The organism is Microbacterium aurantiacum, from assembly GCF_040532595.1.
GTDB classification, from domain to species: Bacteria; Actinomycetota; Actinomycetes; order Actinomycetales; family Microbacteriaceae; genus Microbacterium; species Microbacterium chocolatum_B.
On the sequence record NZ_JBEVYX010000001.1, the window covers coordinates 2,239,380 to 2,258,090 of the forward strand.

Genomic DNA, 18,711 nt, shown 5'->3' on the forward strand with positions numbered 1-18,711 from the left:
GCTCACAGCTGGTTGCCCAGCTTGTACTCGGGGACGGATGCCGCGCCCTCGGCCGGACGCGTGTACGAGAACCCGTCCGCGCCGATGGTGACGGCCATCTCGCTCGAATCCGTACGCGCGGTCACCGGCTGCGGGTTGCCGTCGAGGTCGAGCACGAGCGATGCCTCGGTGTACCAGGACGGCACCACGGGGTTCCCCCACCAGTCGCGACGCTGATTGTCGTGGACGTCCCAGGTGATGACGGGATTGTCGGGGTCGCCGGTGTAGTAGTCCTGCGTGTAGATCTCCACGCGGTGCCCGTCCGGGTCGCGCAGATACAGGTAGAACGCATTGGACACCCCGTGGCGGCCGGGCCCGCGCTCGATCGCGTCCGACCGGCGCAGCGCCCCGAGCTTGTCGCAGATCGCGAGGATGTTGTGCGTCGAGTGCGTCGCGAACGCGACGTGGTGCATGCGGGGGCCGTCGCCGCCGGTCATCGCGGTGTCGTGGACGGTGGGCTTGCGGCGCATCCACGCCGCGTAGACCGTGCCCTCGTCGTCCTGGATGTCCTCGGTCACCCGGAACCCGAGCGACTGCATGAAGTTCACCGCGCGCGGCACGTCGGGGGTCACCTGGTTGAAGTGGTCGAGACGCACGAGCTCGCCCGGGGTGTGCAGGTCGTAGCGCCACGACAGCCGCTCGACGTGCTCGGCCTGGAAGAAGAACTCGTAGGGGAAGCCGAGGGGGTCGGTGACCCGCACCGCGTCGCCGATGCCCGTGACGAATCCGTCCGGGCGGCGCTCGACGCGGCATCCGAGCTCGGTGTAGAACGCCACGGCCCGGTCGACGTCCTCCGGCGTGCGCACGCGGTACGAGAATGCGGCGACCGCCGCGACGGGCCCCTGCCGCAGCACCAGATTGTGGTGGATGAACTCCTCCGTGGAGCGGAGGTAGATCGCCTCATCGTCCTCCGCGGTGACGTACAGGCCGAGCACGTCGACGTAGAAGACGCGCGATGCCGCGAGATCGGTGACGACGAGCTCCATGTACGCGCACCGCAGGATGTCGGGCGCCGGCGCGGAGGGCGTCGGGACGGGATCGTCGGAGTGGATCGGCGCCTCCTGCGAGACGAAGAAGCCGGAGGAGGTGCGGGTCTTGCCGGTGCTCATGTCAGTGGGCGTCCTTGCCGAAGGTGGGGTTGTGGGGTGCGCCGAGGGTGATGTGCACGGCCTGCTGGTTCGTGTAGAAGTCGATCGAGCGGTAACCGCCCTCGTGTCCGAGTCCGGACGCCTTCACACCGCCGAAGGGCGTGCGGAGGTCGCGGACGTTGTTGGAGTTCAGCCACACCATGCCGGCCTCGATCGACTGGGCGAAGGTGTGCGCGCGGCGGAGGTCGGTCGTCCAGACGTAGGCGGCGAGACCGTACTTCGTGCCGTTCGCGAGCGCGAGGGCCTCTTCGTCGGTGTCGAAGGGCGTGATCGCGACGACCGGGCCGAAGATCTCCTCCTGGAAGATCCGGGCGTCCGGGGGCACATCGGCGAACACGGTCGGCTCGACGAAGTTGCCGTCGTCCAACCCGTCGGGGCGTCCGCCACCGGCGACGAGGCGCCCCTCGGCCCGGCCGATCTCGACGTACGACATGACCTTCGCATAGTGATCGGGGTGCACCAGCGCCCCGACCTCGGTGTCCGGGTCGCTCGGGAGGCCGACGCGCACACGCGACGCCTGCGCGGCGTACCGCTCGACGAACTCGTCGTAGACCTCGCGCTGCACGAGGATGCGGCTGCCCGCGGTGCAGCGCTCGCCGTTCAGGGAGAACACCCCGAAGATCGTCGCGTCGATCGCCGTGTCGAGGTCGGCGTCGGCGAACACGATCGCCGGCGACTTGCCGCCGAGCTCCATGGAGAGCCCCTTGAGGTGCGGGGCGGCGTTGCCGAAGATCAGCTGGCCGGTCGAGCTCTCTCCGGTGAAGGAGATGAGCGGGACGTCGGGATGCTTCACGAGCGCGTCGCCGGCCTCCTCGCCGAGTCCGTTCACGAGGTTGAACACGCCCTGCGGAAGGCCGGCCTCCTCGAAGATGCCGGCCCACAGCGACGCCGAGAGGGGCGTGAACTCGGCGGGCTTCAGCACGACGGTGTTGCCGGTCGCGAGCGCGGGCCCCAGCTTCCAGGACTCGAGCATGAACGGGGTGTTCCAGGGGGTGATGAGCCCCGCGACCCCGATCGGCGTGCGATTGACGTAGTTCAGCTGCTTCCCCGGAACCTTATAGGCGTCGTCGGCCTGCGCGACGATCAGGTCGGCGAAGAAGCGGAAGTTCTCGGCCGCGCGACGCGCCTGACCGAGGGCCTGCGTGATCGGCAGGCCGCTGTCGAAGCTCTCGAGCTCGGCCAGTCGCGCGTCGCGGGACTCGACGATGTCGGCGATGCGGTGCAGCACGCGCGACCGTTCGCGGGGAAGCATGCGGGGCCAGGGGCCCTCCGTGAATGCGCGCCGAGCCGCGCTGACCGCGCGGTCGATGTCGGCCTTCTTGCCGGCCGCGGCCTGGACGTAGGTCTCGTTCGTCACCGGATCGAGCACGTCGAACGAGCCGCCGTCGACGCTGTCGACGAACGCGCCGTCGATGTAGTGCCGGATGCGGGCGGGAAGATCGGCCGGCGGGCGATGCTCTGTCATTGCGGTCCTTCGGGGATCGGAGGCGAGGCGGGGGTGGGGTCTCAGATGGCGGGCATCCCGAGCGTCTCGTCGGGATGCTCGTGGATCAGGTAGGCGTCGAGGGTGGCGGCGCGGTGGCGCCGCGCGGATGTCTCGATCTCGCTCAGCGGCGCGCCGCGTTCGATGAGGGCGACGATCTCGGCGTGCTCCTGGACGGACTGCGCCGCCCGCCCCGGGATGAAGCTGAAGGTCGAGTCGCGGAGGTGTCCGAGCCGTGCCCACTCGGCCTCGACGAGCTCGAGTACGCGAGGATTCGCGCAGCGGGCGAAGAGGATCGCGTGGAACTCCTGGTTCAGCGCGGTGAACGAATGGGGATCGAAGTGATCCAGGGTCTCGATCATCAGCTCGTTCACGTCGCGCGCGCGACGGAGGTCGTCGGCGGTGAGGCGTCGGGCGGCGAGAGCGGTCGCCGCGCCCTCGAGGATGCTCAGCGCCTGCATGCTGAACCGGTACTGCGAGTCGTCGACCATCGACACGTGCGCGCCGACGTTGCGCTCGAACGTCACCAGGCCCTCGGCCTCCAGCTGCCGGATCGCTTCCCGCACGGGCACCACGCTCATCTCCAGCTCCTTCGCGATCGTGCCGAGCACGAGGCGGTATCCGGGGGTGAAGTCCTGGTTCGCGATACGTCCCTTGATCCAGCGGTAGGCCCGCTGCGACTTGCTCTGGGCGCCCGCGGGGGCCGTACCGGGGTGGGTGACGCCGGGTGCGGCGGCATCCGTCGTGCTCATCGCGTCCGGCGCCATGCGTCGTACCTCGCCTTCCACTCGGTGTCCATCGGGAACAGGCCCTCGATCGGATGCCCCGCGCGCACCTGTTCGGCGACGTAGGCGTCTTCGTCCTCCTGGGCGAGGGCGGCCTCGGCGACCTCGGCGACGAGAGACGGCGGGATGACGATGACCCCGTCGGCGTCGCCCACGATCACATCGCCCGGCTCGATCGTGGTGCCGCCGCATCCGATCGCCACGTCGTGCTCCCACGGGACGTGACGGCGGCCGAGGACGGCGGGGTGCGCGCCGGCGGAGAAGACCGGGATGCCCACCGCGGCCACCGCGTCGACGTCGCGCACGCCGCCGTCGGTCACGATGCCGGCCGCTCCCCGGGCGTGTGCGCGGAGGGCGAGGATGTCGCCGAGCGTGCCGGACCCGGACTCGCCGCGCGCCTCGATGACGATGATCTCGCCCTCGTCGACCGAGTCGAAGGCGCGCTTCTGCGCGTTGAAGCCGCCGCCGCGGGCGGCGAAGAGGTCCTCGCGCAGCGGCACGAAACGGAGCGTCCGCGCGGTGCCGACGACCTTCGTGCCCGGGTGCATCGGGCGGACCCCGTCGACCGTGACGTTGTTCAGCCCCCGCGCGCGCAGCTGCGCGGACAGTGCGGCGACGGGGATGCGCGCGAGCTTCTCGCGGAGCGCCGCATCGAGGACAGGAGATCCGTCGAGAACAGGAGGGTTCGCCGCCGATCGTGCTGTTCCGGGCGGATCGCCTGCGCTGGTCGATCCGTTCGCGTCGGGGGCGAGTCCGGCGGCCGCGGGCGACCCCCATGCCTCGATGCGCTGGATGTCGTCGACGGAGGGGAGTGATCCGAGGGCCGGATCGAAGGATGCCGCGCCCTGTATGACGGTCGTGACCAGCCGCCCGGTCGAAAGCCCCGCACCGGACACCTCGACCTCGACGACATCCCCCGGGACCACCACGGTGGACCCGGCCGGAGTGCCGGCGAGGACGACGTCCCCCGATTCGAGCGTGAGGTGCTGGGACAGGTCCGCGATGAGCTGTGCGAGGGGGAAGAGGAGGCCGTCGGTCGTGTCGTCCTGCGCCAGGGACCCGTTGACCCACGTCTGCACGCGCAGTGCCGCGGGGTCGACCGTGCGCGCGTCGAGCAGGCCCGGACCGATCGGGGTGAATCCGTCTCCGCCCTTCGAGCGCACGTTCGACCCCTTGTCGTTCGCGCGCAGGTCGTAGAGTCCGAAATCGTTCGCGGCGGTCACCGCGGCCACGTGCGCCCACGCGTCTGCGACCGTCACGCGTCGGGCGGGGGAGCCGATGACGAGGGCGATCTCACCCTCGAACGCCAGGAGTTCCGTCCCGGCGGGCCGTTCGATCTCGGCGCCGGACATCGCGACCGAGCTCGATGGCTTGAAGAAGTAGGAGGGCGCGTGCGGGCGGCGCCCGCGCTGATCCGCGCGGGAGGCGTAATTCAGGTGGACGGCGATGATCTTCCCCGGCCGGCTCGGGAGTGCCCCGAAGCGCGCGGTGCCGGCATCCGTCGAAAGTGTCATGAGCTCCCTCGCCCTTGCGTCGTATCCGAAATCGTATATGATCGCTCGCATCCTCGCAATCACGTCTCTTCCGGGACGTGGACCACCGCGCCGACGATCGACACTGGAGTCCGTCATGTCCACACGCACACCGGCAGGGTTCACCCCCACCGGCACCATCGCCACCGCCCGAGACCGACGTCGCGTCATCTTCGCGACCGTCGTCGGCACCACCGTCGAGTGGTACGACTTCTTCATCTACGCCACTGCGGTGGGGCTGGTGTTCGGACAGCTCTTCTTCGCACCGCTCGGGGCGAACAGCGCCCTCGTCGCCTTCGCCACCGTCGGCGTCAGCTTCCTCTTCCGCCCGCTCGGCGCCTTCCTCGCCGGGCACTTCGGCGACAAGTACGGCCGGAAGGTCGTGCTGATGTGGACGCTGATCCTGATGGGCGTGGCCACCGCGCTCATCGGCGTGCTGCCGACCTACGAGGCGATCGGCCTCGCGGCGCCCGTCATGCTCGTCTTCCTCCGCATCCTGCAGGGGATCTCCGCCGGTGGCGAGTGGGGTGGCGCCGTCCTCATGGCCGTCGAGCACGCCCCGCGCCCGCGGCGCGGTGCCTTCGGCGCGGCCCCGCAGATCGGCGTGCCGCTCGGGCTGCTGCTCGCCTCCGGCGTCATGGCGCTCATGGCCATGATCGCGCCCGGCGACGCGTTCCTCGAGTGGGGATGGCGGGTGCCCTTCCTCCTCAGCGTCGTGCTGATCCTCGTCGGCTACTACGTGCGCCGACGCGTCGAGGAGAGCCCGGTGTTCGCCGAGCTCGCCGAGCGCAAGGAGAAGGCGCGGATGCCGATCGTCACGCTGTTCCGCAAGCACCTCCTCCTCGTGGTCATCGCCGCCCTCGTCTTCGCGGGCAACAACGCCGTCGGCTACATGACGACCGGCGGATACATCCAGGGCTACGCCACCAACCCGGACGGACCGCTCGCGCTCGAGCGCGGCCCGGTGCTGTGGGCCGTCGCGGGCTCGGCCGTCACCTGGTTGCTGTCCACCCTCGGCGCCGGGTTCCTCTCCGACCGCATCGGTCGGCGCACCACCTACATCCTGGGGTGGATCCTGCAGCTGGCGGGTGTGTTCACCCTCTTCCCCCTCGTGAACACCGGCGACATCGGGCTGCTCTTCGCGGGCCTGGCGATCCTCACCATCGGCCTCGGCCTCACCTACGGGCCGCAGGCGGCGCTGTACTCCGAGCTGTTCCCCGCCTCCATCCGCTTCTCCGGAGTGTCGATCTCCTACGCGATCGGCGCGATCCTCGGTGGCGCGTTCGCCCCGACCATCGCCACCGCGCTCGTGCAGGCGACCGGCTCGACGATGGCCGTGACCTGGTACCTCGCGGGCATGACCCTCATCGGACTGGTGGCGACGCTGGTGCTTCGCGACCGGTCCGGCATTCCGCTCGGGCCCGATCACGAGGCGGAGCAGTCGGTCTCACCGATCCGCGGTCTCACCCGCGCCTGACGCGCGTCCCCTGAGCCCCGTGCCGATCGGCGCGGGGCTCAGGAGTTCACGCGGATGATCTCGTGCTGGTACGGCGCGATCACCCGTCCCGAGACGCGCAGATCCAGCAGCAGGAACGGACGATCGGAGGCGGGCGTCCGCGTCCACTCCGCGAGCCGCTCGAGATCGGCGAGGGTCCGCACGACGACGCCCTCGGCGCCGAAGCCGCGGGCGACCGCGGCGAAGTCGACCTCCGGGATCAGCATCGGCTCCTCGGCGAGGCCCTTCAGGCCGTACAGGTTCACCTCCGCGCCGTATGCGGCGTCGTTCCAGACCACGGCGAGGCCGCGCCCGCCCGCCACGCGGACGGCGGATTCGAGGTCGGCGAGGGCCATGAGGCCGCCGCCGTCACCGGTGGTGAGCACGATCGTCGCGTCCGGCCGTGCCCGGGCGGCGCCCGCCACGCTGGGGAAGCCGAGCCCGATCGACTGGAACGCCGTGCCGATCATCACCATGCGGTCGGGCGAGGCGACCGGCCAGTACATGTTCGCCCAGCCGATGAAGTGCCCGCCGTCCGAGACGACGACGCGGTCCTGCGGAAGCAGCTCGCTGATCGTCCGCGCGACCGATCGGGGGTCCAGGCGGCCGTCGGGTGCGAGCTCCTCGCCCGCGTCGTAGGACCGGGCGGATGCCGTGTCCACGCTCTCGCGCCAACCACTCGGCGCGGCACCGATCGCCGTCAGCTCGTCGGCGATCGCACGGGCGACGAGTCCGGCATCCGCGCGGATGTACGCCCCGACGTGCGGGTGGGTCGCCGTGGCTGCGAGATCCACCTGCGCGACCCGGGTGCCGGGGGAGAAGAGCGCGCCGAAGCGCATCGTGAACGGGTTGAGCGATGCGCCGAAGACCACGGCGACGTCGGCCTGCGCGACGAGGTCCATGGCGCCCTCGGCTCCGAAGCCGCCCGTCACCCCGAGGTCGAACTCGCCCCGTGGGAAGATCCCGCGGCCGAGTGCCGAGGATGCGGTCAGAGCGCCGGTGAGGTCGGCGATCTCGCCGAGGGCGGCGCCCGCGCCGGCCAGCCAGGCGCCGCGACCCGCCAGAAGCAGCGGACGGCGCGCGCCGGCCAGGGCCGCGGCGAGGTCGCGGATGGCGCCCGCGGTGAAAGACCCGGTCGGGGCGAGCGGGCGGGGAAGGCGCGGAGCGGGGGCGGGTGGGATCGGACCCGCCTCGAGCGCCGCGACGTCGTAGGGGATGGCCAGCACGGTCGGCACCCGATAGGTCAGGGCGTGCTCGATGGCGATGACAGCCGTGGCACCGGCGTCCGTGCGGCCGACGGTGTAGGTGCGCGCGCCGACGGCCGAGGCGAGGGCGATCTGGTCGACGCCCCAGGGGCGCCGACCCGAGGTCGGCTCGTCGCCGACGACGAGCACCAGGGGCACGTGCGCCTGCACCGCCTCGGCGAGGGCGGTCAGGGTGTTGGTGAATCCGGCACCGTAGGTCGCCGTCGCGGCGGCGAGCCCTCCGCCGGCGCGGTGGTGCGCATCGGCGGCGACGACGCCGCCGGCCTCGTGCCGGACAGCGGTGAAGACGACGTCGGTGGAGCGCTCGAGGGCGTCCAGGAAGTACGCGTTGCCGTTGCCCATCACCCCGAAGACGTGGTCGATGTGACCGGCGAGGGCGGCGGCGACGTGAGCGGAGACAGTGGGCATGGCGAGACCTCGAGACGGTACGGAGGGAACAGGATCCGTATGTGTCTCGCGCACCGTGACGGTGGCTGCGTGCCCATTTTCCGAGCACCGGCGGCGCTGTTGCGGCCGGACAGCACGAGTATAGGCGCGGGGGTGCCAAGCTGGAGGGATGAGAACAGTCCAGCTGCGCCGGTACACCCTCGTCGACGGAGAGTACGACGCGTTCCTGTCCTGGTGGAACGACTGGATGCCGCGCGTGCGCGCCGGGGCCGGCTTCCGCATCGACTTCGCCTACGGGCTCCCCGAGACCAACGAGTTCGTCTGGGCGGTCAGCGCCGAGGGGGACCGGGAGGCGTTCCTCGCTCTCGAGTCGAGGTACATGGCCTCTGACGCGCGGGCGGAGGCGTTCGACGGCGTCCCGCAGCGGGTCGCGGAATACAACGTCCGCCTGGTCGACACGGTCGCCTGACGCGGGGCCTCCTCCGCGGCGTTCCGCCCGGAGGGGACCCGCGCGGGGTCAGCCGCCGAGCGCGTCGCGGATCGCGGTGGCCGCGCGTCCGAGCCGCTCCGCGATGACGGCGTCGGGGTGGGTGCTGGCGAGGAACACCGCCGCGACCGATGCCGCCTCGCGGCCGCGCACGACGAGAGGCACGGCCACCGAACGGAGGGTGGGGATCACCTCGTCGTGGCTCGTGGCGAAACCGCGCGCGGCGACGTCGCGGACTTCCGCGCGCAGAGTCGCGGAGACCGCGGCGGGGACGGCGGTGTCCGCCATCGTCGACAGGATGGCCTTTCCGGGTGCGCCGACCGTGACAGGATGCCGCGCGCCCGGGCGCTGCGCGACGGAGGCGACCGCGTGACGCGGCTCGATGCTCGCGAGGGTGACGCATTCGTCGTGGTCGAGCACGGCGAGGAAGCAGGTGATCCCGAGGTCGTTCGCCGCCGCGATCAGCTCCGGGAGTGCTTCGGCCTGCAGATCGTGGGCGACGCCCTCGGCGAGGGCGGCGAGGCGCGCGCCGAGCGCGACGCGCCCCGTCGCGTCCCGGCGGACCAGGCCGTGGCCCTCGAGCGTCCGCAGCAGGCGGTAGGCGACCGACCGGTGCACCCCGAGGCGTCCGGCGATGTCGTCGATCGACAGGGGATCGCGGACGTCGGCCAGGATCTCCAGGATCCGGATGCCGCGGCTGAGTGTCTGCGACGGCGCCGATGCGGCATCCGTGGTCGTCGGCATCCCTTGTCCCTCCGAGACAGAAGATATACGATCTGTTCGACAGGAGAACAGCCTGTTCGAATATAGAACACGCCCCTGCGGCCCGCAAGGCCGCGGATCGACCTCGACACCGTCGTCCGAGGAGGACATCCCATGCAGTTCCACCACCACGGGTACGTGTCCGGCGATCCGCGTGTGCAGGACGCGGCGGGCACGGGCCTCGACCGCCCCGCCGACCTTCCCGACCAGACGGACGTGCTCATCGTCGGATCGGGGCCCGCGGGCATGCTGCTCGCCGCGCAGATGTCACAGTTCCCCGGGGTGACCACCCGCCTCATCGAGCGCCGCGACGGACGGCTGGCCCTCGGGCAGGCCGACGGCATCCAGCCGCGCAGCGTCGAGACCTTCCAGGCCTTCGGGTTCGCCGAGCGCATCATCGCCGAGGCCTACAACATCGCGTACATGAACTTCTGGGGCCCCGATCCGGCCGATCCGCGCACGATCGTCCGCACCGCCCGCACGGAGGACTACGCCCTGAAGATCAGCGAGTTCCCGCACCTGATCGTCAATCAGGCCCGGGTTCTCGACTACTTCGCCGAGGCGGCCGCGCAGGGTCCCGGCCGCATCCTGCCGGATTACGGCGTGGAGTTCGTCGGCCTCACCGTGGGCGACGGGGGGGAGCACCCGGTCGCCGTGCGCATCCGCCACATCGCCGGACCCCGCGCGGGAGAGGAGCGGACGATCCGGGCGAAGTACGTCGTGGGGTGCGACGGCGCGCGCAGCGGCGTCCGCCAGGCGATCGGCCGCACCCACGTCGGTGCGTTCGCCGCGCACGCGTGGGGGGTCATGGATGTGCTGGTCAACACGGACTTCCCAGACTGGCGGACCAAGTGCGCCATCACCTCCTCGGCGGGCAACATCCTGCACATCCCGCGCGAGGGCGGGTACCTCAGTCGCATGTACATCGACCTCGGCGAGGTGGCGGCGGACGATGATCACCGTGTCCGACAGACTCCGCTCGATGAGGTGATCCGCCGCGCCAACGAGATCCTGCACCCCTACTCGATCGACGTGAAACAGGTCGCGTGGCACAGCGTGTACGAGGTCGGCCATCGCGTGACCGACAGGTTCGACGACGTCGATCCCGGCCAGGATCACGACCCGCGTGTCTTCCTCGCCGGAGACGCCTGCCACACCCACAGCGCCAAGGCGGGGCAGGGGATGAATGTCTCGATGCAGGACGGGTTCAACCTCGGGTGGAAGCTCGGGCACGTCCTGACCGGCCTCGCCCCGGCATCCCTCCTCTCCACCTACTCGGCCGAGCGTCAGCCGGTCGCCCAGCAGCTGATCGACTTCGACCGGGAGTGGTCCTCGCTCATGGCGCGCAAGCCCGAGGACATCTCCGACCCCACCGAGCTCGCGACCTTCTATCTGGGCACCGCGGAGTTCCCCTCCGGATTCATGACGCGGTACGCGCCGTCGACGATCGTGACGGATGCCGCGCATCAGCGGCTCGCGATCGGATTCCCCGTCGGCGCGCGTTTTCAGAGCGTGGAGGTGGTGCGCGTGTGCGACGGGAACGCCGTGCATCTCGGGCACCACGCGCGGGCCGATGGGCGCTGGCGCATCTATGCGTTCGCCGACGCGAACGGTGAGGCCCTCGATCGATGGGCCGCATCCATGGTGGGCGCCGACGGACCGATCGCGCGCCACACGCCCGCCGGTGCGGATGTCGACGCCGTCTTCGACGTCAAGGTCGTCTACCCAGGCCGCTTCGAGGACGTCGACCTCGCCGGGGTTCCCGCGCTCTTCCTGCCGCGCACCGGACCGCTGGGACTCACGGACTGGGAGAAGGTGTATGCGGCGGCGCCGAGTGCGTGGACGTCCGCGGACATCTTCGCCGAGCGGGGGATCTCCCGCGAGGGAGCCGTCGTCGTCGTTCGTCCCGACCAGTACGTCGCGGCCGTGCTGCCCCTGTCGGACACCGCGGAACTCACGGCGTTCTTCCGCGGAGCCATGCGGACTCAGCCGGAGCCGCTCACCCGGCGATGACTCTCCGAAGGGGAGAAGGTCGCCGCCATGCTGTACGCCGTGTACATCGCCCGCGTCCCGCGGTGGGGGCATGATGTCAACTGATCGTCCGAGCGCGAGGGAGCACCCATGACCGACACCCGTGAATCCGACCTGCTGGCCTCCGTCCCGGACGGTCTCTTCATCGGCGGACGGTGGCGGCCGGCATCCGGGGGGAAGACCCTGACGGTGTTCGACCCCTCGACGGGTGAGCCCATCCGCGTCATCGCCGACGCGTCACCGGAGGACGGCGCGGCAGCGATGGATGCCGCGGTCGAGGCCTTCCCCGCGTGGGCGGCGACTCCCGCCCGGGAGCGCGCGGAGATCCTGCGTCGCGCGTTCGACCTGCTCCAGGAGCGCAAGGAGGAGTTCGCGCTCCTCATGACCCTCGAGATGGGCAAGCCCCTCGCCGAAGCGCGCGGAGAGGTCGGCTACGGCGGGGAGTTCCTGCGCTGGTTCAGTGAGGAGACCTCGCGCATCCAGGGGCGCTACGGGGCGAACCCCGAGGGCACCGGACGCATGATCGTCTCGCAGCACCCCGTCGGCCCCTGCTTCCTGATCACCCCGTGGAACTTCCCGCTCGCCATGGCGACCCGGAAGATCGCCCCCGCGCTGGCCGCCGGGTGCACGGTGGTCGTCAAGCCCGCCGAGCTGACGCCGCTCACGACGCTGTACTTCGCCAAGCTCCTGCAGGACGCCGGGGTCCCGGACGGCGTCGTGAACATCTTCACCACCTCCACGTCCGGGGCCGTGTCGGAGCCGATCATCCGCGACCCGCGCCTGCGGAAGCTCTCCTTCACCGGGTCCACCGCGGTCGGCCAGAAGCTGCTCGAGCAGGCCGCCCAGGGCGTTCTCCGCACCTCTATGGAGCTCGGCGGCAACGCGCCCTTCGTGGTGTTCGACGATGCCGATCTCGACAAGGCCGTGGACGGCGCGATGCTGGCGAAGTTCCGCAACATCGGCCAGGCGTGCACCGCGGCGAACCGCTTCATCGTCCACCGCGCGGTCGCCGACGAGTTCGCCCGCCGCGTGACCGAGCGGGTGCAGGGGCTGAAGATCGGGCGCGGGACCGAGGAGGGCGTCGCGATCGGTCCCCTCATCGACGACCGTGCCGTCGCGAAGGCCGACTCCCTGGTGAAGGACGCCGTCTCCCGCGGTGCCCAGGTCCGCACCGGCGGCACCGCCCTCGACGGCCCCGGCACCTTCTACGAGCCGACCGTCGTCACCGACGTGGCGCCGGGGAGCGACATCCTGCGCGAGGAGATCTTCGGGCCGGTGCTCGCGATCGTCCCGTTCGACGACGAGGACGACGCGGTGCGGATCGCCAACGACACCGAGTTCGGACTCGTCTCGTACGTCTTCACCGAGTCGCTCGCGCGCGGTCAGCGCATGATCGACCGCCTAGAGACCGGGATGATGGGCCTCAATGTCGGGGTGGTCTCCAACGCGGCCGCCCCCTTCGGCGGCTGGAAGATGTCCGGTCTCGGCCGCGAGGGCGGTGCGGAGGGCATCCACGAGTACCTCCAGACGAAGTACACCCTCACCCCGAACCCCTTCGCCTGAACCGGGAGGCGACTCGCGCGCCTCTTCCGTCGAAAGCGCGTGACCGAACCGTCATCGGCGTCCTCCCGGGGCTGCCGGAGGCCGGTTCGTCCCGCGTCTTCGACCGTCGACGTGGGGCCGGGCGGGTCAGCCCTCGGCGTGCCGGTCGAGGAAGGCGTAGACCTCCGCCTCCTCGACCCCGGGGAACGTCCCGCGGGGGAGCGGCGAGAACATCTGCATGTGCACGCGCGCGCTCGGCCAGGCCTTCCCCTCCCAGCGGGCGGCGATCTCCGCGGGCGGCCGGCGGCAGCACGACTCGTCCGGGCAGGTCGACGCGGCCCGGCTCGCGGTCTCCCGCCCCCGGAACCATCGCGCGTCGTCGAAGGGCACCCCGACGGTGATCGAGAACTCCCCGTCGGCCGTCGTCCCGGTCTGCGTCGAGCACCAGAAGGTCCCGGCGGGGGTGTCGGTGTACTGATAGTGCTCGGTGGTGCGGTTCTGCTCCTCGAACGCCGAGCGCGCCGAGAAGTGGCGGCAGACGATCTGCCCCTCGATCGCACCGGTGACGTCCATCGGGAGGGGCAGGTCGTCGTTCTCGTAGACGCGGGAGATCGACCCCGACCCGTCCACGCGCAGGAAGTGCAGACGGATGCCGAGATGCTGGGTGAGCAGGTTCGTCATCCGCATCCCGGCGGCTTCGTGCGTGACCCCGAAGGCGTCCCGGAAGTCCTCGACGGCGAGGTTGCGGTCCTTCTTCGCCTGCTGGAGGAAGGCGACGGACGCCGTCTCGGGCATGAGGCAGCACGCGGCGTAGTAGTTGATCTCCAGTCGCTGCTGGAGGAAGTCGGCGTAGTCGACGGGACGCTGATGCCCGAGGAGGCGGTGCGCCATCGCCTGCAGCGCCATGGAGCGGAGCCCGTGTCCGCCGGGGATCGACGCCGGGGGCAGGTAGATCCGACCGTTCTCCAGGTCGGTGACCGATCGCGCGGAGTGGGGGAGGTCGTTGACGTAGAGCAGCTCGAACCCGAGCTGCTCGGCCATGATGCTGACGGTGCGGTGGGTGAGGGCGCCGGTGGTGTGTCCGGCGGCCTTCAGCTGCTTCTCGGCCAGCCGCTCGATGTCGACGAGGTAGTTGCCCTTCTCCCGCATCCGCAGGCGCAGCTCCGTGTTTGCCCGCCGAGCCTCCTCGGGGGTCGCGATCGTCTCGCGCTCACGGCGCTGCAGCTCGCGATGGAGCCCGAGGATCGATTCGATCGTCTCGTCGCTCATGGTCTTGGTGATGCGCACGGGAGCGACCCCGAGGCGCCGGAAGACCGCCCCGGCCTGCGCGCGCTCGAGCTCGATCTCCAGAGCCGCGCGCCGGTTGGGCGGCTCGGGGGAGAGGAGGTCGGTGACCTCCACCCCGGTGGCGGCGGCGATGGCCTGCAGCAGCGAGAGCTTGGGCTCGCGTTTGCCGTTCTCGATGAGGCTCAGCTGGCTGCCGGCGACTCCCACTCGTTCGCCGAGATCGTCGAGGGTGAATCCCCGCGCGAGTCGTTCGTGACGGATGCGGTGTCCGAGGGTGGACAGTTCGAGCGCGGAGGCGGGCATTCCTTGAGAATAGCGAAAGAATCGATACTTTTGTCGCTGAACTCGTCTGGAAAAGCGGGGTGGAGGGGCGGAAAGTGAAAGGAGACACCGATCCGGCACCACCGATCGCACAGGAGCGACACTCATGGCTCTCGCCGACACCTTCACCCGCCCCACCTCCCTCGCCCCGCGCCGCGCCTCCGAGACCTACGGCGGGATGCCCAGGATCGACGGCGCCGGCATGCGCGCCCTGGTCGAGTGGGTGGACGAGATCGCCGCCCTCACCACGCCGGACCGCATCCACTGGGTCGACGGTTCCCGTGCCGAGAACGATGCGCTCCTGCGCGAGATGGTCGACGAAGGCAAGCTCATCAAGCTCAACCCGGAGTGGCGCCCCGGCTCCTACCTCGCCCGCTCGCACCCGAGCGATGTCGCCCGCACCGAGGCGCGCACCTTCATCGCGTCCGAGCGGGAGGAGGATGCCGGCCCCACGAACAACTGGGCGGCCCCCGAGGACATCCGTGCGACCATCACCCCGCTCTTCGCGGGCAGCATGCGCGGACGCACGATGTACGTCGTCCCGTTCTCGATGGGCGCGGTGGGCGGACCGCTCTCGCACATCGGCGTGCAGATCACCGACAGCGCCTACGCCGTCACCTCCATCGGCATCATGACCCGCGTGGGCACCGACGTCCTCCGCGAGATCGCGGGGGGTGCGCCGTGGGTGAGGACCGTGCACTCCGTCGGTGCGCCGCTCGAGCCGGGTCAGGCCGACGTCGCGTGGCCGTGCAACGACGAGAAGTACATCGTGCACTTCCCCGACACCCTCGAAGTCTGGTCGTTCGGCTCCGGCTACGGCGGCAACGCGATCCTGGCGAAGAAGTGCTTCGCGCTGCGGATCGCCTCGGTCATCGGCCGCGACGAGGGCTGGCTCGCCGAGCACATGCTGCTCATCCGCGTCATCGACCCGAAGGGGAAGAGGTACCACGTCGCGGCGGCGTTCCCCTCGGCGTGCGGCAAGACCAATCTCGCGATGCTCCGGCCCACGATCCCCGGATGGCGCGTGGAGACCCTCGGCGATGACATCGCGTGGCTGCGCCCGGGCCCGGACGGCCGGATGTGGGCGATCAACCCCGAGGCGGGCTTCTTCGGCGTCGCTCCCGGGACGGGGGAGTCGACCAACGTCGCGGCGGTGGAGACCCTGTGGGGCAACACGATCTTCACCAACGTCGCGCTCCGCCCGGACGGCGACGTGTGGTGGGAGGGTCTCACCGACACCCCGCCCGCGGAGCTCACCGACTGGGAGGGCAACCCCTGGACCCCGGCGTCCGGTCGTCCGGCCGCGCACCCGAACTCGCGCTTCACCGTCGCCGCATCCCAGTGCCCGCAGATCGCGGAGGACTGGGATGCCGCTGAGGGCGTGCCGCTGGACGCGATCCTGTTCGGCGGCCGCCGCGCCACGAACGTCCCCCTCGTCCTCGAGGCGACGGACTGGACCCACGGTGTGTTCCTCGGATCGAACATCTCCTCCGAGCGGACCGCCGCGGCCGAGGGGACGGTCGGGGAGCTCCGCCGCGACCCGTTCGCGATGCTGCCGTTCTGCGGCTACAACATGGCCGACTACTTCGGGCACTGGCTGAAGGTCGGGCAGGCGCTCCGCTTCGACCGCGCTCCGCGGATCTTCCAGGTCAACTGGTTCCGCAAGGGCGCCGACGGCCGTTTCCTGTGGCCGGGATTCGGTGACAACGCCCGCGTGATCGACTGGATCGTCCGGCGTCTGGACGGGACGGTGGATGCTGTGCCGAGCGCCATCGGACGCCTGCCGCGCACCGAAGACCTGAACCTCGACGGCATCGATGTGCCACGGGAGGACCTCGCCGAGCTCTTCGCGATCGACACCGCGTCGTGGCTGCGGGAGGCGGACCTGACGGAGGAGTTCTACCGCACCTTCGACGGCCGCGTCCCCGCGCCCCTGTGGGCCGAGCTCGCCGCCCTGCGGTACCGCCTGCAGCGCGCCTGACCCGCGGCGCGCCACCGACCGGCGCCCGGCCCTCTTCTTGGCAGAGGGGCCGGGCGCCCACTTCTTCCGTCACCGAAGCGAACCGTCGGTTCGGGCCCACTCAGACCAGGAGCTGGTGCTTCGCGAGGTCGCGGTACAGGGGCGTCGAGGCCACCAGCTCGGAGTGCGTCCCCTGCCCCACGACCCGGCCGTGGTCCATCACGACGATGAGGTCGCTGTCGACGACGGTCGACAGGCGGTGGGCGATGACGATGAGGGTGCGTCCGGCAGCGACCGCGTCGATCGCCTCCCGCATCCGCTGCTCGTTCAGTCCGTCGAGCGATGACGTCGACTCGTCGAGCAGCAGGATCGGGGGCGCGGCGAGGAGCGCCCGGGCGATCGCGAGCCGCTGGCGCTCGCCGCCCGACAGCATCACCCCCGACTCGCCGACGGCGGCATCCAGCCCCTCCGGACTCCGGTCGAGCACGTCGCCGAGATTCACCGCGCGGAGCACGCGCTCGCAGTCCGCGTCGGATGCCGCGGGCGAGGCCAACCGCAGGTTGTCGCCGATCGTGCCCGCGAGGGTCGGGGCATCCTGCTCGACGTACCCGAGCTGCGCGCGGAGCGCGTCGCGCGGGACGGTGCGCACGTCGACGCCGTCGAGGAGGATCGCGCCCGCGGTGGGGTCGTAGAACCGCTCGATCAGCGCGAGGGTGGTGGACTTCCCTGCGCCGGAGGGCCCGACGAGCGCCACCCGCGCACCCCGCGGGACCGAGAACGACACCCCGCGCAGGACGACGCCGAGATCGGCTCCCTCCGTGGCGGTGTCCTCGGCGTCCTCCCCGGCCTCGGCCAGCGCCCGCGCCGCATCGTCGACGCCGGCGCTCTCGAGCACGGCGAGCGCTTCGGTCTCGGCGGCCCGACGGGCGCGGACGACCGTCTCGGGGTAGGAGAAGTGCACGTCGCGGAATTCGATCGCCGGAGCGGATGCCGCATCCCGCGCCGCATCGTCCGGAACCGTCTCGGCGCGGGCGGTCGCGGCGATCTCGGCGTCGCGTTCGGTCTCGTCCGGAAGGTCGAGCACCTCCTGGATGCGGCCCAGGGCCCCGAGCGCCTGGTTCACCGAGGTGATGGCGCCGAAGGTCGAGGCGAGCGGCTGGATGAGGAGGAACAGGAACAGGATGAACGACACCAGTGCGGCGATGGTGATCGCCCCGCTCGCCACGCGGAATCCGCCCACGCCGAGGACGACCAGGAGAGAGAGCTGCAGCGCGATGCCGGCGACGGGGACGACCAGGGCGGAGACCTTCGCGATCCGGACCCCCACCGCGTAGGCGTCGGAGGCCATCGCGCTCACCGCGGTGATCTCGCGCTCGGTCGCGCCCGAGGCGCGCACCGTGCGGATGGAGCCGACGGCGCGCTCCACGCCGGAGGAGAGCTCGCCGACCTTCACCTGCTGCTCGGTGGAGGCGGTGCGGATCCGCCCGCTGAGGAGCACCACGACGACCACCGAGATGCCGATGACGACGACGATCAGTCCGAGGAGGGCGGGGTCGATCACGGCCATGGCGACGAGGGCGCCGAGGAAGATCAGCGAGTTGCCGACGGCATCCGCCAGTCCCTGGGTGAGGACGGCGTACAGCAGCGTCGTGTCGGTGCCGACGCGGGAGACGAGGTCGCCCGTGCGCCGGGCGTCGAACTCGCTGATCGGCAGGCGGAGGATGCGGGCGATGAGCTTGCGTCTGCTCGAGTAGACGACCGCGGTGCCCGTGCGCTGGAGCAGATAGTGCTGGTAGCCCGAGATGACCGACGCGATCACGACGAACGCGACCAGCAGCCAGACCAGGATGCCGAGGGTCTCGCCGACCTGGACGCGCTGGATGACCTGTCCGACGAGCACGGGCTGGGCGAGGGTGGCCCCGGCGCCGAGGATGCTGAGGATCGCGACGACCACGAGGGTGCGCTTGTGCTCGAAGAGGAAGGGCAGGAGCTGGCGGAACGTCGCGCGCGGCCCCTCGGGGGTGCGGCGCCCGCGCCCGCGGCGGCGCGCGGGGGCTGCAGACTCGGGGGCCACCGAGGTCTCGGGGGCGGCGGGGCTGTCGGAGGCGGACATGCGGGAACCTCGTTCGTGGGAGCGTCTTCATCGACCGTACTTCGTCTCGGCCCCCGCTCGCGCCGATGTCCAAG

13 protein-coding genes are annotated in these 18,711 nt (G+C 70.9%); 5 read left to right on the plus strand and 8 right to left on the minus strand.

Annotated features, from left to right (window positions below):
- Positions 1-2: 2 nt before the first annotated feature.
- From hpaD to ABXJ56_RS10530, 4 genes are read right to left on the minus strand one after another with little or no spacing between them, the layout of a single operon-like run.
- A complete protein-coding gene (gene hpaD / locus ABXJ56_RS10515) occupies positions 3-1,148 on the minus strand; it encodes a 3,4-dihydroxyphenylacetate 2,3-dioxygenase (protein WP_353999616.1) in 1,146 nt (381 codons plus the stop codon).
- Between the two features lies 1 nt (position 1,149).
- Complete coding sequence (gene hpaE / locus ABXJ56_RS10520) at positions 1,150-2,652, minus strand: 5-carboxymethyl-2-hydroxymuconate semialdehyde dehydrogenase (protein ID WP_353999617.1); 1,503 nt, start codon at positions 2,650-2,652, stop codon at positions 1,150-1,152.
- A gap of 41 nt (positions 2,653-2,693) precedes the next feature.
- Positions 2,694-3,422 carry a GntR family transcriptional regulator gene (locus tag ABXJ56_RS10525; protein WP_354000004.1) on the minus strand — a complete coding sequence of 243 codons (729 nt, stop codon included), beginning with the start codon at positions 3,420-3,422 and terminating at the stop codon, positions 2,694-2,696.
- Positions 3,419-4,969 (minus strand): fumarylacetoacetate hydrolase family protein, encoded by a 1,551-nt coding sequence (locus ABXJ56_RS10530; protein WP_353999618.1) that lies wholly within the window; start codon positions 4,967-4,969, stop codon positions 3,419-3,421. Before ABXJ56_RS10530 ends, ABXJ56_RS10525 begins: the two co-directional genes overlap by 4 nt.
- A 115-nt stretch (positions 4,970-5,084) precedes the next feature.
- Between ABXJ56_RS10530 and ABXJ56_RS10535 the strand changes: the two genes are divergently transcribed.
- The gene (locus tag ABXJ56_RS10535; protein WP_353999619.1) at positions 5,085-6,464 is read left to right on the plus strand and encodes an MFS transporter; all 1,380 of its coding nucleotides are present in this window, start codon (positions 5,085-5,087) and stop codon (positions 6,462-6,464) included.
- Positions 6,465-6,502: 38 nt separating this feature from the next.
- On the opposite strand, the gene ABXJ56_RS10540 is transcribed toward ABXJ56_RS10535, so the two are convergent.
- Positions 6,503-8,155 carry a thiamine pyrophosphate-binding protein gene (locus ABXJ56_RS10540; protein WP_353999620.1) on the minus strand — a complete coding sequence of 551 codons (1,653 nt, stop codon included), beginning with the start codon at positions 8,153-8,155 and terminating at the stop codon, positions 6,503-6,505.
- A gap of 148 nt (positions 8,156-8,303) precedes the next feature.
- Between ABXJ56_RS10540 and ABXJ56_RS10545 the strand changes: the two genes are divergently transcribed.
- Positions 8,304-8,603, plus strand: a complete 300-nt coding sequence (locus ABXJ56_RS10545) for a hypothetical protein (protein ID WP_353999621.1) — start codon at positions 8,304-8,306, stop codon at positions 8,601-8,603.
- Between the two features lie 48 nt (positions 8,604-8,651).
- On the opposite strand, the gene ABXJ56_RS10550 is transcribed toward ABXJ56_RS10545, so the two are convergent.
- Positions 8,652-9,365, minus strand: coding sequence for an IclR family transcriptional regulator (locus tag ABXJ56_RS10550; RefSeq protein ID WP_353999622.1), 714 nt, complete (start codon positions 9,363-9,365; stop codon positions 8,652-8,654).
- 132 nt (positions 9,366-9,497) lie between these two features.
- Here ABXJ56_RS10550 and ABXJ56_RS10555 point away from each other — a divergent pair, with 132 nt between their 5' ends.
- Both ABXJ56_RS10555 and ABXJ56_RS10560 read left to right on the plus strand, forming a co-directional pair.
- On the plus strand, positions 9,498-11,396 hold the full coding sequence (locus ABXJ56_RS10555) for an FAD-dependent monooxygenase (protein ID WP_353999623.1): 1,899 nt from the start codon (positions 9,498-9,500) through the stop codon (positions 11,394-11,396).
- A gap of 108 nt (positions 11,397-11,504) precedes the next feature.
- Entirely contained in the window at positions 11,505-12,977 is a 1,473-nt protein-coding gene (locus ABXJ56_RS10560; protein WP_353999624.1) for an NAD-dependent succinate-semialdehyde dehydrogenase, read from the plus strand.
- 126 nt (positions 12,978-13,103) lie between these two features.
- On the opposite strand, the gene ABXJ56_RS10565 is transcribed toward ABXJ56_RS10560, so the two are convergent.
- Complete coding sequence (locus tag ABXJ56_RS10565) at positions 13,104-14,546, minus strand: helix-turn-helix domain-containing protein (protein ID WP_353999625.1); 1,443 nt, start codon at positions 14,544-14,546, stop codon at positions 13,104-13,106.
- A gap of 124 nt (positions 14,547-14,670) precedes the next feature.
- Between ABXJ56_RS10565 and ABXJ56_RS10570 the strand changes: the two genes are divergently transcribed.
- The gene (locus ABXJ56_RS10570; RefSeq protein WP_353999626.1) at positions 14,671-16,545 is read left to right on the plus strand and encodes a phosphoenolpyruvate carboxykinase (GTP); all 1,875 of its coding nucleotides are present in this window, start codon (positions 14,671-14,673) and stop codon (positions 16,543-16,545) included.
- A 100-nt stretch (positions 16,546-16,645) separates the two neighbouring features.
- Here the strand turns inward: ABXJ56_RS10570 and ABXJ56_RS10575 are convergent, their stop codons facing one another.
- Positions 16,646-18,637 carry an ABC transporter ATP-binding protein gene (locus ABXJ56_RS10575; protein ID WP_353999627.1) on the minus strand — a complete coding sequence of 664 codons (1,992 nt, stop codon included), beginning with the start codon at positions 18,635-18,637 and terminating at the stop codon, positions 16,646-16,648.
- Positions 18,638-18,711 lie beyond the last annotated feature (74 nt).

Excerpts from the sequence above, each read along its gene's own strand:
- hpaD (WP_353999616.1), bottom strand. The coding sequence starts at position 1,148 with ATGAGCACCGGCAAGACCCGCACCTCCTCCGGCTTCTTCGTCTCGCAG.
- hpaE (WP_353999617.1), bottom strand. The coding sequence starts at position 2,652 with ATGACAGAGCATCGCCCGCCGGCCGATCTTCCCGCCCGCATCCGGCAC.
- ABXJ56_RS10525 (WP_354000004.1), bottom strand. The coding sequence starts at position 3,422 with ATGAGCACGACGGATGCCGCCGCACCCGGCGTCACCCACCCCGGTACG.
- ABXJ56_RS10530 (WP_353999618.1), bottom strand. The coding sequence starts at position 4,969 with ATGACACTTTCGACGGATGCCGGCACCGCGCGCTTCGGGGCACTCCCG.
- ABXJ56_RS10535 (WP_353999619.1), top strand. The coding sequence starts at position 5,085 with ATGTCCACACGCACACCGGCAGGGTTCACCCCCACCGGCACCATCGCC.
- ABXJ56_RS10540 (WP_353999620.1), bottom strand. The coding sequence starts at position 8,155 with ATGCCCACTGTCTCCGCTCACGTCGCCGCCGCCCTCGCCGGTCACATC.
- ABXJ56_RS10545 (WP_353999621.1), top strand. The coding sequence starts at position 8,304 with ATGAGAACAGTCCAGCTGCGCCGGTACACCCTCGTCGACGGAGAGTAC.
- ABXJ56_RS10550 (WP_353999622.1), bottom strand. The coding sequence starts at position 9,365 with ATGCCGACGACCACGGATGCCGCATCGGCGCCGTCGCAGACACTCAGC.
- ABXJ56_RS10555 (WP_353999623.1), top strand. The coding sequence starts at position 9,498 with ATGCAGTTCCACCACCACGGGTACGTGTCCGGCGATCCGCGTGTGCAG.
- ABXJ56_RS10560 (WP_353999624.1), top strand. The coding sequence starts at position 11,505 with ATGACCGACACCCGTGAATCCGACCTGCTGGCCTCCGTCCCGGACGGT.
- ABXJ56_RS10565 (WP_353999625.1), bottom strand. The coding sequence starts at position 14,546 with ATGCCCGCCTCCGCGCTCGAACTGTCCACCCTCGGACACCGCATCCGT.
- ABXJ56_RS10570 (WP_353999626.1), top strand. The coding sequence starts at position 14,671 with ATGGCTCTCGCCGACACCTTCACCCGCCCCACCTCCCTCGCCCCGCGC.
- ABXJ56_RS10575 (WP_353999627.1), bottom strand. The coding sequence starts at position 18,637 with ATGTCCGCCTCCGACAGCCCCGCCGCCCCCGAGACCTCGGTGGCCCCC.